This is a genomic window from Pantoea anthophila, assembly GCF_006494375.1.
Lineage (GTDB): Bacteria > Pseudomonadota > Gammaproteobacteria > Enterobacterales > Enterobacteriaceae > Pantoea > Pantoea anthophila.
This window is the reverse complement of record NZ_VHIZ01000041.1, coordinates 160,947-173,203: the sequence shown is the minus strand read 5'-3', so window position 1 is coordinate 173,203 and position 12,257 is coordinate 160,947. Positions and strand designations below refer to the sequence as shown.

General features: G+C 58.6%; 12 protein-coding genes. 6 read left to right on the top strand and 6 right to left on the bottom strand.

Annotation, left to right across the window (positions count from 1 at the left end):
- Positions 1–9: 9 nt before the first annotated feature.
- Genes FJW00_RS10495 through FJW00_RS10475 form a run of 5 tightly spaced genes read left to right on the top strand, consistent with a single transcriptional unit; the run spans position 10 to position 4,248 of the window.
- Positions 10–1,284 carry an ATP-grasp domain-containing protein gene (locus FJW00_RS10495; RefSeq protein WP_046100906.1) on the top strand — a complete coding sequence of 425 codons (1,275 nt, stop codon included), beginning with the start codon at positions 10–12 and terminating at the stop codon, positions 1,282–1,284.
- Complete coding sequence (locus FJW00_RS10490) at positions 1,272–1,979, top strand: class II glutamine amidotransferase (protein ID WP_033736116.1); 708 nt, start codon at positions 1,272–1,274, stop codon at positions 1,977–1,979. Before FJW00_RS10495 ends, FJW00_RS10490 begins: the two co-directional genes overlap by 13 nt.
- A gap of 5 nt (positions 1,980–1,984) precedes the next feature.
- The gene (locus tag FJW00_RS10485; RefSeq protein WP_140923987.1) at positions 1,985–2,785 is read left to right on the top strand and encodes a 2OG-Fe(II)-dependent halogenase WelO5 family protein; all 801 of its coding nucleotides are present in this window, start codon (positions 1,985–1,987) and stop codon (positions 2,783–2,785) included.
- A 29-nt stretch (positions 2,786–2,814) separates the two neighbouring features.
- Complete coding sequence (locus FJW00_RS10480; RefSeq protein WP_046100909.1) at positions 2,815–3,315, top strand: YbaK/EbsC family protein; 501 nt, start codon at positions 2,815–2,817, stop codon at positions 3,313–3,315.
- Positions 3,316–3,336: 21 nt separating this feature from the next.
- Entirely contained in the window at positions 3,337–4,248 is a 912-nt protein-coding gene (locus FJW00_RS10475) for an EamA family transporter (protein ID WP_009088275.1), read from the top strand.
- A gap of 292 nt (positions 4,249–4,540) precedes the next feature.
- Here FJW00_RS10475 and ibpA read toward each other — a convergent pair whose 3' ends face one another.
- On the bottom strand, positions 4,541–4,957 hold the full coding sequence (gene ibpA, locus FJW00_RS10470; protein WP_009088277.1) for a small heat shock chaperone IbpA: 417 nt from the start codon (positions 4,955–4,957) through the stop codon (positions 4,541–4,543).
- A 290-nt stretch (positions 4,958–5,247) separates the two neighbouring features.
- On the opposite strand from ibpA, the gene FJW00_RS10465 reads away from it, so the two are divergent.
- Complete coding sequence (locus FJW00_RS10465) at positions 5,248–5,616, top strand: YceK/YidQ family lipoprotein (protein ID WP_033736117.1); 369 nt, start codon at positions 5,248–5,250, stop codon at positions 5,614–5,616.
- Here FJW00_RS10465 and FJW00_RS10460 read toward each other — a convergent pair.
- From FJW00_RS10460 to recF, 5 genes are all read right to left on the bottom strand, one after another.
- Positions 5,582–6,850 (bottom strand): YidR family protein, encoded by a 1,269-nt coding sequence (locus FJW00_RS10460; RefSeq protein ID WP_140923985.1) that lies wholly within the window; start codon positions 6,848–6,850, stop codon positions 5,582–5,584. The genes FJW00_RS10465 and FJW00_RS10460 overlap by 35 nt on opposite strands.
- Before the next feature lie 108 nt (positions 6,851–6,958).
- Positions 6,959–7,768 (bottom strand): sugar-phosphatase, encoded by an 810-nt coding sequence (yidA, locus tag FJW00_RS10455; RefSeq protein ID WP_140923983.1) that lies wholly within the window; start codon positions 7,766–7,768, stop codon positions 6,959–6,961.
- 99 nt (positions 7,769–7,867) lie between these two features.
- A complete protein-coding gene (locus tag FJW00_RS10450; protein ID WP_009088284.1) occupies positions 7,868–8,347 on the bottom strand; it encodes a NanQ anomerase/TabA/YiaL family protein in 480 nt (159 codons plus the stop codon).
- 174 nt (positions 8,348–8,521) lie between these two features.
- Positions 8,522–10,930 carry a DNA topoisomerase (ATP-hydrolyzing) subunit B gene (gyrB, locus tag FJW00_RS10445; RefSeq protein WP_009088286.1) on the bottom strand — a complete coding sequence of 803 codons (2,409 nt, stop codon included), beginning with the start codon at positions 10,928–10,930 and terminating at the stop codon, positions 8,522–8,524.
- An 18-nt stretch (positions 10,931–10,948) separates the two neighbouring features.
- Positions 10,949–12,034 carry a DNA replication/repair protein RecF gene (gene recF, locus FJW00_RS10440; protein WP_140029615.1) on the bottom strand — a complete coding sequence of 362 codons (1,086 nt, stop codon included), beginning with the start codon at positions 12,032–12,034 and terminating at the stop codon, positions 10,949–10,951.
- Between the last annotated feature and the right edge of the window lie 223 nt (positions 12,035–12,257).

Sequence of the window (12,257 nt, the reverse complement as noted above, 5' to 3'; positions counted from 1 at the left end):
GGCGAGGCGATGAAAAAGATTTTTCTGCAAATTGGCGCCACCCGCGATGGACAGAACCCTTACTGCGCGGTGGCAAAGCGCGAAGGCTATTTCACCGTGCTGGCGGAAATGGGCGACTTTGTCGATTACCAGTCACTAAGCCTGGCGCTGCCCTTTGATCTGATTATTCGCCTCGACCGCCCTGAGAATCCGTGGGAGGTGATGCAGGCTTATCTGCACGCCGGTTTACTGGCGCATCCGCTGGTGGTGCTGGCGGGCTTTGAAGCCTACAACGCCAGCGCCGGACGACTGCGCGACATGCTGGCCGGGCCGGACGCGCCCGCCGCCTTTATTCCGCTGGATAAATATGCGCAGCGCATGGCGCTAAAAAAAGCCTGGCCGCGCTTCCCGCAGCCGGAGTTTCGCTTTTTTGCCTCGCCGCTCAGCATTCTGGATGCGGAGCAGGCGCTGATCTATCCCTGCGTCGTTAAACCGGTAGATGGCGGCGGCGGGCTGGGCATCTGGCTGATTGAGCGGGCCGATCAGCTGCGCAGCGTGGTGAAGCAGCTGGTGCAGACCATGAACTATGGCGGGCGCGGCTTCAGCGGCTTTATCGTGGAAAGCGCCCTGATCGGCGAGGAGTTTTCGCTACAGGGTGTGGTCGCGCAGGGGCATCCCCGGGCGCTGACCTGCTGCCAGAAGGTGATTGAGCAGCACCGGGACAGCGAAGGCTGCGTCAGCTTTTATGAGTCGGGGCATGTGGCGATGGCAGCAGCGGCGCTACCCGCCGCGTTCAGCAGTCTCATGACCTTCTGCTGCGAAACCTTTGGCTATCGTCAGGGCGCGTTTCATATCGATTTCATTGTGGTTAACGGCGTGCCGCATTTTCTGGAGATGGGGTTCCGGCTCTCTGGCATGGGGGTGGCGACGCTGGTTGAGGAGGCGACCGGTATCAACTGGGCTGAGGTGACTTTCCGGCTGGAGGCGGGAGGCACCCTGCCTGCCTTTGCCCTGAGCACGTCACGCGCTGTCGGCCAGCTGCGCCTGCGCCAGCCCGCACAGCTGCAGGCGGCGGAACGCTGGATTGAACAGCATCAGCAGGGGGCGCTGTTACCCCCCCTCCGGTTGCCTGCGTTGCAGGTGTCATCCCGCTCATCGCTCTACGCCGATCTCACCCGTCACGCCGGCATTCTGGCGACCTTCAGCCTCAGCGCCCCGACGCGGGAGCCCGTTATGACCCTTTTTCAGCAGGTGATTGCCGCGCAGCCGGTGACCGCCGGGAGAGACAAAGTATGTGCAGAATGATTCTGGCGCATGGCAGGTTCGACAGCGCTCAGATTCTGGAGGCGGCGCGCGCCATGAGCTGCGGCGAAGGAGCCGAACACGATGGCCCAATTAAATCCCATCCCAACGGCTGGGGCTGCCTGTGGCTGGAAGCGGGGGAGATCCGCACCCTGCACGGCACAGGCGCGTTTGCGGAAGCGCTGCCGGACATCGATGTGGATCGGCTGCGCAGTCCGTTTCTGGCTGTGCATGTGCGCCACGCCACGCTGAGTAAAAATCAGGGGCTGGCCTTTTCTCATCCGCTGACGCGCCACAGCGCGGGTCATCAGTGGTACATGATGCACAACGGCTTTCTGCCGACCATCCACCGCCAGCTTGGCCTGGCGGAATCCCGTTTCGATTCAGAAGAGTACCTGCGCTACCTGGTCGATCAGACCACGCCCGCCGACTTCACCCGCGACTATCTGCGCGCAAAGATGGCGCAGGTGGAACCCGGCGGCAGCGCAGGCAATGCCATTTTCGTCACCCGTGACAAAGCCTGGGCGTGGCAGTGGTATCCCCACGACACCCCCTGGCCTGACTATTTTACGATGCATTTTCGGCAACAGGAGGATTGCACGCTGATCGCTTCTGAACCCGTGACAATACCAGGCAGCGCCGGCAGCTGGCGGCGAATGAACAATCATGAACTCTATGAAATTCCGTTTAGGGAGTGATAAACATGGCTATTTTCAATCAGTTCCGCGTGATTAATCCCAGCATGTTTGTGGAGTCGACCTGGCTGGATGACATCGTCACGGCGCGTGTGCCGCTGCTGGTGCTGCGTAATTTCCTGACGCCGGAGGTGCGGGAAGCGGTGGTGGCGGATCTGCAGCGCTGCCGGGAAAAGATCCGTGTTTCTCACTATCCGAATGGCGCACTGACCACGCTCGGTCCCTATCTGGCGCGTCACACCGCGGAGCCCGATAACTATTTTACTGAGCTGCGCGATATCCAGCCGGCGCTGCCCCCTTCACTCACCACCCTGCGTGAGCAGATCTACCTCTGGGTTCAGCATGCGCTGCGGCTGGAGAGCCTGCGCATCGCCCTGGAGCCGGGCCACGGCGACTATGCCGGTTCTATCGTCCGGTTTCATGCCGATGGCGTCGCGAACCCGTTACACAACGACAATATCGTGCGTGATGCCGCCGGAACCGGGCTGGCGGTGACGCAGATTCTCCATCAGCTCAGCTGCGTGGTCTGCCTGCAGGAGTGCAACGCGGGCGGGGCGCTGCGGATCTACAACAAAAAATGGGCACCGGAGGATGAGCGGTTCAAAACGGCCGGTGAGCTGGGCTATCCCGCTGAGGTGATTGAACACAGCGAAGTCTGCGAATTTTCACCACGCAGTGGCGATATCTATCTGTTTAATCCTGCTTTTTATCACGAGATTGATCGGGTTGAAGGTGATACCCGCATCACCATGGGATTCTTTTTCGGGCTGACCGATAAAAAAATGAAACACGCTATCGCCTGGAGTTAATCCGGTCCGGGCCAGACAAGGAGAGGGATATGACGACGTTTGAAAAAATCACCGCGCTGCTGGATCAGCATCAGGCCAGCTACCGCGTCGTGGAGCATGAGGCGATAGGGCAGACCGACCAGATCAGCCAGATACGCGGTAATGCACTGGGTCAGGCGGCTAAGGCGATGGTGCTGGAGGTCGTCATGCCGGACGGCGCGCCGCCGCGTCCGCTGCTGGCGATTGTGCCGGGCGACTGCCGGATCAATTTTAAAAGTGCGGCGCGCGCTATCGGCGGAAAGAAATCCTCTTTCGCCGCGCCGGAGCTGGCGCAGGCGCTGACCGGCTGTGTGATGGGCGCGGTGCCGCCATTCAGTTTTGATGACCGGCTTGCGCTGCGGGTCGATACCCGGCTGCAGCAGGTTGGAACGTTATGGTTTAACGCGGGCGAGCTGGATAAATCGATCGCGCTGGCTGTAGATGACTATTTTCGCATCGTGGGGGAAGCGTGCTGTGCTGACATCGCGACCCCGATTGCGATCACCGCCTGACGGCGGCTCAAGGAGTTTCTGATGTCGGTAAAAGATATGCTGTTAGCGTTGTGCGTGGTGGTGGCGTGGGGCGTCAATTTTGTGGTGATCAAGCTGGGGCTGCAGGGGATGCCGCCTTTTCTGCTCGCCGGACTGCGATTCACGCTGGTCGCCTTCCCTGCCATTTTCTTTGTGCGCCGTCCGCCGATCCCGCTGCGCTGGCTGGTGGTTTACGGTATGACCATCAGTTTTGGTCAGTTTGCGTTTCTCTTCCTGGCGATTCAGCTCGGTATGCCAGCAGGCCTGGCCTCCCTGGTGCTGCAGGCGCAGGCGTTCTTTACCCTGCTGCTGGGGGCGCTGCTGCTGGCGGAGAAGCTGCGCTGGAACCACATCACCGGGATTATCATCGCCACGCTGGGGATGTTTCTGCTGGCTACGGCAGGCATGGAGGGACAGACCAGCGCCGGCATTACGCTGACGACTATGATGCTGACGCTGTCGGCGGCCCTGTCATGGGGGCTGGGTAACATTACCAACAAGATCATTATGCGGAATCGCAGCGTGCCGATTATGTCGCTGGTGGTCTGGAGTGCGCTGGTGCCGGTCATTCCTTTCTTTGCCTGCTCGCTGCTGTTTGAGGGGCAGGAGGCTATCGTCAGCAGCCTGCTGCACATCGGGCTGCAGACGGTACTGGCGCTCTTCTATCTGGCCTTTGTCGCCACCATCGTCGGCTACGCCATCTGGGGAAATCTGCTCAGCCGTTACGAAACCTGGCGCGTTGCCCCGCTGTCGCTGCTGGTGCCGGTGGTCGGGATCATTACCGCTGCGCTGGTGCTGGATGAGCATCTTTCCGGGCAGCAGATGCTGGGCGCCTCGGTGATTATTGCCGGCCTGCTGATCAACGTGTTTGGCGGCGTACTGGGACAGCGTTTCGCGATGCGAACGCAGCCGTAAGGGCAAGGCCGGCGTCAGATATAAGGGCAAAAAATACTGCCTTGAGGTCAGGTGACAGGCTCAGGGAGCATACGCCTTTCGCAAAGACGCAATAGACGCCATCCCTGGCATGCTCAGCGCGGCCCATCCCTGGTCCGCGATGCTTTGCTACAGGCGTATGCTCCCATCGCTTTGAACTTATCAGCCGTCTGAAACAGGGGATCGGAGCAACATTTTTTGCCTTATGAATCTCCACTGATCTTAAAAACGAAAAACGCCGCATTAGCGGCGTTTTTTATGGTTACTTCATAAATTACTTCAGAATCTCAATACGGCGTGGTTTGGCTTCTTCCGGCACCAGACGTTCAAGATCGATACTCAGCAGACCATTTTCGAGACGAGCGTCGCGCACCACGATGTGGTCGGCAAGCTGGAATTTCCGCTCGAAGTTACGCTCGGCGATACCCTGATACAGGTATTTACGCTCGGCCTGCTCTTCCGGATGGGCACCCCGTACAGTCAGCACATTGTCGTGCGCTGTGATATCAAGCTCGCTCTGAGAGAAACCGGCCACCGCGATGGTAATGCGGTAGTGATTTTCATCGACCAGTTCAACGTTATAGGGAGGATAACCCCCGTTGCTCTGATTCTGGTTTGATTCGAGCAGGTTAAACAGGCGATCGAAACCGATAGCTGAGCGATAAAGTGGGGTGAGATCAAAGTTACGCATATTAAGACTCCTGAATTTCAGCAAGTTTTGGCAACCTTCCACTACTGGACAGGCTGGATCCGGCACCTCACTGTCCCTTTCGGCGACGGTGAGCGCGTCCGTAAACTAAAAATGGGTGCCAAAGGAGAATTTTCAAGCGTGCAGAATGCAATTTTTTTCGCCAATCTCAGGAAATGACATACACTCAGAACACCTTTTGTCAGACCCGAACGGACTTCGCCCCAGAGTGTTGACGTTGTCTGGCAAGCCAACTCAGCCCGGCGCATGTCAGGGCTGAAGGGATGATGATAATGAAATTGATGAAGACCTTACCTCTGGCTGGAATGGTTTGCTGCGCAATGGCGACAACCGGTTGTTCCAGCGTGATGTCACACACAGGTGCGAGTCAGGGCTATTATCCAGGCACCCGGGCCAGCGCGGATATGCTGACCGACGGGGACACCAGCTGGGCGCTGAAGCCGCTGGCGCTGATCGATCTTCCTTTCTCCGCCGTGATGGATACGCTGCTGCTGCCGTGGGACTACTACCGCAGCGACAAAGATAAATCACTCGACTCCCCGCGGGAACGCATTCTGCAGAGTGAAAAGCTGGCGCACACGCAGGAGAGCCTGGCGCAGGCGCAGCCTATGCCTCCGCTGCGCCCTCAGCCGCAACCGTAAACAGCTGCCGCCAGCCCTCCACCTCGCGCATATACGCAATCTGCGTGCCGTCAGGTGACCAGACAACCGCGTCGCCTGAGGGGGCGTCATCCGTTCTGCGCGTCAGACGCTGGCACTCGCCGCTCTCAGCGTCACAACGCATCACGCTGTTATCACAGATAAAGGCGACGGCCTGGCCATCAGGATGCCAGCTGAAGGCGGACTGAATGCTGCTGCCGAGACGGGTCACCTGACGCGGTTCGCCGCCGTTGGGAGAGACCGTCCAGAGCTGGATCACCCCTCCGTCATCTGCCATCAGAAACGCAATCTGGCTGCCATCGGGCGCACTGCGCAGCCAGTGGCGCGGTTGCAGCGCCAGACCACGACCGTACGTCAGACGGCGCTGCCTGACGCCAGCCGGGGGCGCAGGTAACTGCTGGCTGCTGCCCTCCAGCGGGCTGGCACCGGGCCGGGCGTAATCGTCCAGGGCTTCGGGCAGATCAACAACAAACACTTCAGGACGCTTCTCTCCCTCCGCCGTCAGCGTGTCGCCGATGAACGCGATGGCCCAGCGCTGCCAGCGGCCGTCCGGTTTCTGATAGCCGCGGTTACCGATCCAGCACTCTTCATAGGCACGGTTGATCTGGTCGCTGCCCGGCTGCGGTGCCGGATGCGTCTCGCTCACCAGCAGGCAAAAGTAGCTGCCGTCATACTCCCGCGGATGCTGCTTAACCGGCGTGACTGCGCGCAGCGGCACCGCGATGCCGACGTTGCGCAGATCCAGCCGGGTATCCTGCTCATGCATGACATGGTCATTGTAGGTAAAGCTCAGGCGTGAACCGTCGGGACTGAAGACATGCACATGCGACCCGCCCCGCAGCGCGCCAGGCGTAAAGGGGGGCGTGATATCGCAGGCATCCAGATTGATGGCGGTGGCGTTCTGAACGATTACCCCGCGGCGGTGATGGAAATCATACTGCCACCGGGCATCGGGATGTTCCGGGCCATGAATGCAGACGTAGCGCGGCGGCATATCGGGGCTGACCGTCACCACGCCGACATGAGCCCCGTGCTGTGCCTGATAGAGCACCTCCACCTCACCGGTCATCACATTGACCCGCTCAATGGTCTGGCTGGTAAAGGAGGCGCCCGAAGGACGCACGTCAAATGCCAGCCACTGGCTGTCGGCAGTCCAGACATTGATATTGGTGAGCTGATGCTGACGGGCAGCAAAGGTGATCTGTTTTTCTGACATGGTGAAACCCGTGCAGGAAGCGATGCCCGACAAATTACGCGATTCTGTTTCGCGCTGCAGCTTTTTTACCGGGTTCCGGGCCAGCGCGGCCCGGAAAGCGCAGGGCGGTTACAGCACTAACTCTTCAATGGCATGTGCGACGCCATCTTCCATATTGGTTTTTGTGATGAACTGAGCGATAGCCTTGACCGAATCAATCGCATTGCCCATGGCGACACCCGTGCCGGCATACTCAATCATCGCCAGGTCGTTCTCCTGGTCACCTATCGCCATCACCTCTTCCTGCTTCAGGCCGAGCTTCTCCGCCAGCATTCTGACGCCCTGACCTTTGTTGACCCGGCGATCGAGGATTTCCAGATAATAAGGCGCACTCTTCAGGATGGTATAGGTCTGCTTAGCATGCTCTGGCAGGCGGGCAATCGCCGCGTCGAGCAGGGCCGGACGGTCGATCATCATCAGTTTTGGGAAGCGCGTCGCGCGGTCCATCTCTTCCACCGCACGATAGCGCACCGGAATCCCGGTCAGGCTCGCCTCATGGATGGTGTATTCGCTGATGTCTTTGTTGGGTGTATAGAGATGGGATTTGTCGAACGCCTGGAAATGGACGCCAAGTTCACGCGCCAGCTGCTCAATGTAGAGGTAGTCGTCAAAGGTCAGCGTCACTTCCGCCACGCACTCACCATCTTCAGCCTGATGAACCAGCGCGCCGTTGTTACTGATCGCGTACTGGCCGGGGGTCTGCATATCCAGCTCCATCAGATAGCGCTGGATACCCACAAACGGCCGGCCGGTGGTCAGCACAATCGATACCCCCTGCTGGCGGGCGCGATCAAGGGCAGATTTCACCCCCGGCGTGATCTCATGCTGCGGATTGAGCAGGGTGCCATCCATGTCGATAGCGATCAATTTAATAGCCATAGAGTCCTCGTTGCGTCTGGGTTTGGTTCAATGCTAGCGCGATTCAGCGCGTATTGACCAGTTTCATAGCAGGCGGGCACCCCCGGCCGACCGTCAGTGTCAGGCCGTAAACAGATCGCGGTGAATTTTAATCACGGCTTTTCGGATAATGGCGGGTTCACCCGGCGCGCAGCAGGGGCGATGAATATCGTGCGGAAAAAAGATCGCGAACATGCCGGGCAGCAGCGTGATCACCGACTCATTCAGCGTCTTCTGATAAAAGACCACGTCGCGTTGCTGAGCAAAATCCTCGGTCACTCGCTGATCGGGGTGGGCACGGGCCACGCCGATATTCTCGCTGCCGGCCAGCAGAAACTGAATGTCGATGTAGCTGAAGTGGGATTCTGCCCGACGCGCGCTCGCCGGTTCGGTCATCATCTCCTGCACCAGGCAGAACATCTTATCCTCAGGCAGGATGGCATATTTACCGGTGTCGAGCTGGCTGAAGTCGGTGTCAGTAATCCAGCGTATCGCCTGATCGATAACCGGATGAAAGGCGTGACGTTCTCTGTTCCAGTCGTGACAGTCGCAGACAATCATAAGGTAACTCCCTGTATTAACGTTGTGCGCGCTGAAGGCGCAAAGAGAGGCAAGCGTAAAGGAGCAGGGCGAGGGAAAACGTGATCGGTCTCGCAGCACCGGGCGCGGCGTTCGCCGCGGCGGCATAAAAAAAAGGCCATCACCGGAGTGATGGCCTGTCCGGTCTGCGACCAATCAGATATCGATATTGGCTGCTTTCAGCGCATTCTCTTCGATGAAGGCGCGGCGCGGTTCAACCGCATCGCCCATCAGCGTAGTGAACAGCTGGTCAGCACCAATGGCATCTTTGATGGTGACGCGCAGCATACGACGGCTGTCCGGGTCCATGGTGGTTTCCCACAGCTGATCCGGGTTCATCTCGCCCAGACCTTTGTAGCGCTGAACAGAGAGGCCGCGACGCGACTCTTTAACCAGCCACTCAATCGCCTGTTCGAAGCTGGCCACCGGCTGACGACGCTCACCACGTTCAATGTAGGCATCTTCTTCCAGCAGGCCACGCAGTTTGCCGCCAAGATCGCAGATTTTGCGGTACTCCGGCCCCTGAATGAACTCCGCTTCCAGCGGGTAGTCGGTATCCACACCGTGGGTGCGAACGCGCAGAACCGGCTCGAAGAGGTTCAGCTCGCGGTTTTCGCGAACCTGGGCCAGATAAGTACTGCCGTGCGCTTCGCGTTCAGTCAGATAGCTCACCAGGCCGTTCAGCCAGGTCGTGACCTCCGCTTCATTGGTCAGATCGCTCAGCGTGTCGTGATAAATCAGCGCGCGCAGCATGGCCATCGGATAACGGCGCTCCATACGCTTGATCATCTTCTGCGTGCTGTTGAAGTCAGAGACCAGCGTCTCCAGCGGCTCACCGCCCAGTGCCGGAGCGCTGGCGTTGGTGTGCAGCGTGGCACCATCCAGCGCGATGGCGATCTGATACTGATCCATCGCCTCGTCATCTTTGATGTACTGCTCCTGCTTGCCTTTCTTCACTTTGTAGAGCGGCGGCTGGGCAATATAAACGTGGCCGCGCTCAATGATTTCCGGCATCTGACGATAGAAGAAGGTCAGCAGCAGGGTACGGATGTGTGAACCATCAACGTCGGCATCGGTCATGATGATGATGCTGTGATAGCGCAGCTTGTCCGGGTTGTATTCGTCGCGGCCAATGCCACAGCCCAGTGCGGTGATCAGCGTGGCCACTTCCTGAGAGGCGAGCATCTTATCGAAACGCGCTTTCTCAACGTTCAGGATCTTACCTTTCAGCGGCAGGATCGCCTGGTTTTTACGGTTACGGCCCTGTTTGGCCGAGCCGCCTGCGGAGTCACCCTCCACCAGGTAGATTTCAGAGAGCGCCGGGTCGCGCTCCTGGCAATCCGCCAGTTTGCCTGGCAGGCCAGCCAGATCCAGCGCGCCTTTACGGCGGGTCATCTCGCGGGCGCGACGGGCCGCTTCACGGGCGCGCGCGGCGTCGATGATTTTACCGACCACGATTTTGGCGTCTGCCGGGTTTTCCAGCAGGTATTCCGCCAGCAGTTCGTTCATCTGCTGCTCAACCGCCGATTTCACCTCTGACGAAACCAGTTTGTCTTTGGTCTGTGAGGAGAATTTAGGGTCCGGTACTTTCACCGACACGACGGCAATCAGGCCTTCACGGGCATCGTCACCGGTGGCGCTGACTTTGGCTTTCTTGCTGTAACCCTCTTTATCCATGTAGGCGTTCAGGGTACGGGTCATCGCCGCACGGAAACCGGCAAGGTGCGTACCGCCGTCACGCTGCGGGATGTTGTTGGTAAAGCAGTAGATATTTTCCTGGAAACCGTCGTTCCACTGCAGCGCCACTTCCACGCCGATGCCATCTTTCTCGTTTGAGAAGTAGAAAACGGTCGGATGAATCGGGGTTTTGTTTTTGTTCAGGTACTCAACAAACGCCTTGATACCACCTTCGTAGTGGAAGTGATCCGTTTTGCCGTCGCGCTTATCTTCCAGACGGATCGAAACGCCTGAGTTCAGGAAGGAGAGTTCACGCAGGCGTTTCGCCAGAATGTCATACTCAAAATCGCGGACATTGGTGAAGGTTTCGTAGCTCGGCCAGAAACGGACGCGGGTACCGGTTAAATCGGTATCACCGGTCACGGTCAGCGGCGACTCGGGAACGCCGTGGACGTAAATCTGCTGATGCACTTTGCCTTCGCGACGAATGGTCAGCTCCAGCTTCTGCGACAGGGCGTTAACGACCGAGACACCCACGCCGTGCAGGCCGCCGGAGACCTTGTAGGAGTTATCATCGAATTTACCGCCCGCATGCAGAACGGTCATGATCACTTCAGCGGCGGACACGCCCTCTTCTTCGTGAATACCGGTCGGAATGCCGCGTCCATCATCCTGCACCGAGACGGAGTTATCCGCATGGATGGTGACCACAATGTCACTACAGTGACCAGCGAGCGCTTCGTCGATTGCGTTATCCACGACCTCGAATACCATGTGATGCAGACCGGTACCGTCATCGGTATCGCCGATATACATGCCCGGGCGTTTACGTACCGCATCAAGCCCCTTCAGGACTTTAATACTGGAGGAGTCATAAGAATTCGACATCAACGTTTCTCGCTCATTTTAATCTTCAGGTTGAACCGCTATTTTACCCTGTTCCACGCGGAACATCTTGCCCTTTTCGTCGCTCATGTCGATTACATGTCCGGCCGAAATGGCGCTGACAAAGACCTGAGCCTGGGTGGCTTTTAACCGTTCCGCCAGCAGGCGTCGGCGGCTCTCATCCAGCTCAGAAGCAAAGTCATCAATGAGGTAAATACAGCGGCGTCCGCTCTGGCTTGTCAGGAACTCGCCCTGTGCCAGACGCAATGCACACATCAGCAGCTTGAGCTGCCCGCGTGAGAGTAAATCTTCCACCGGCGTCCCTTCAGCCCGGATTCGAAAGTCCGCTTTATGGGGGCCGCTGGCGGTGTAGGTCAGTGCACGATCGCGCTCAAAGTTACGCTCCAGCAGATCGCCATAGTCGCTCTCTTTGTCCCAGCCGCGCTGGAAGGAGAAGCGCAGGTCAAATTCCGGCAGGAACTGGCTGCAGGTGCCGGTGATTTCGGCGGAAATGGCGGCACTGTACTCCGCCCGCCACAGGCTGATCTGTTCAGCCAGCGGCACCAGCTCCTGATCCCAGGGACGGATCTGGCTGTAGCGGGTGACCTGACGCAGCGCGGCGTTGCGCTGCTTAAGCAGGCGACGCAGGTTGTTCCAGGCGTTGAAAAAACCAGGCGTGTTATGGAAGCAGCCCCAGTCAACATAGGCTCTGCGGTATTTGGGGCCGCCATTAAGCAAACTAAAGCCTTCGGGCGTAATTAATTGCATCGGCAGCAGCTGTGCCAGCTCGGCGACTTTGTGCCCGTCGCTGCCATCAATGCGCACTTTACTGTCACCGGCCCGGTTTTTGGTCAGTCCGACCGAAATTTCCCGCTCTTTGCTCTCGAGCCGTCCGTGCAGCACAAAGGCCGCCTCGTCGTGACGGATGACGCGCCCCGCCTGCAGGCTGCGAAACGACCGGCCATGCCCCAGCGTATGGATCGCCTCTAACACGCTGGTTTTGCCGCTGCCGTTGACGCCGACCAGAAAATTAAAGCCGGGAGCCAGTTGCAGGTCAGCCTGTTCGATATTACGAAAATCTTTAATAAGAAGGCGGGTTAAAGCCATGAATCAGTCCAGCGTGAGGGGCAATGATCGGGATAAAATGGTAAAAATTCAGGACTTACCTTTAACAATCCAGGGCGTCGACGGCGAAGCAGGTTTGCCCGACATCCCCGTCACCAGGCCGTCGGCGTCGCCGCCAGTCTGGTTCCGGCCAGCGCGCAGACCCTGGGAGCATACTGAAGTATGTGACCAGGGGCGAGCACTGCCCGGAATCAGAATGGCAAGT

Coding starts and splice junctions, on each gene's coding strand:
- FJW00_RS10495 (WP_046100906.1), top strand. CDS start 10: ATGAAAAAGATTTTTCTGCAAATTGGCGCCACCCGCGATGGACAGAAC.
- FJW00_RS10490 (WP_033736116.1), top strand. CDS start 1,272: ATGTGCAGAATGATTCTGGCGCATGGCAGGTTCGACAGCGCTCAGATT.
- FJW00_RS10485 (WP_140923987.1), top strand. CDS start 1,985: ATGGCTATTTTCAATCAGTTCCGCGTGATTAATCCCAGCATGTTTGTG.
- FJW00_RS10480 (WP_046100909.1), top strand. CDS start 2,815: ATGACGACGTTTGAAAAAATCACCGCGCTGCTGGATCAGCATCAGGCC.
- FJW00_RS10475 (WP_009088275.1), top strand. CDS start 3,337: ATGTCGGTAAAAGATATGCTGTTAGCGTTGTGCGTGGTGGTGGCGTGG.
- ibpA (WP_009088277.1), bottom strand. CDS start 4,957: ATGCGTAACTTTGATCTCACCCCACTTTATCGCTCAGCTATCGGTTTC.
- FJW00_RS10465 (WP_033736117.1), top strand. CDS start 5,248: ATGAAATTGATGAAGACCTTACCTCTGGCTGGAATGGTTTGCTGCGCA.
- FJW00_RS10460 (WP_140923985.1), bottom strand. CDS start 6,850: ATGTCAGAAAAACAGATCACCTTTGCTGCCCGTCAGCATCAGCTCACC.
- yidA (WP_140923983.1), bottom strand. CDS start 7,768: ATGGCTATTAAATTGATCGCTATCGACATGGATGGCACCCTGCTCAAT.
- FJW00_RS10450 (WP_009088284.1), bottom strand. CDS start 8,347: ATGATTGTCTGCGACTGTCACGACTGGAACAGAGAACGTCACGCCTTT.
- gyrB (WP_009088286.1), bottom strand. CDS start 10,930: ATGTCGAATTCTTATGACTCCTCCAGTATTAAAGTCCTGAAGGGGCTT.
- recF (WP_140029615.1), bottom strand. CDS start 12,034: ATGGCTTTAACCCGCCTTCTTATTAAAGATTTTCGTAATATCGAACAG.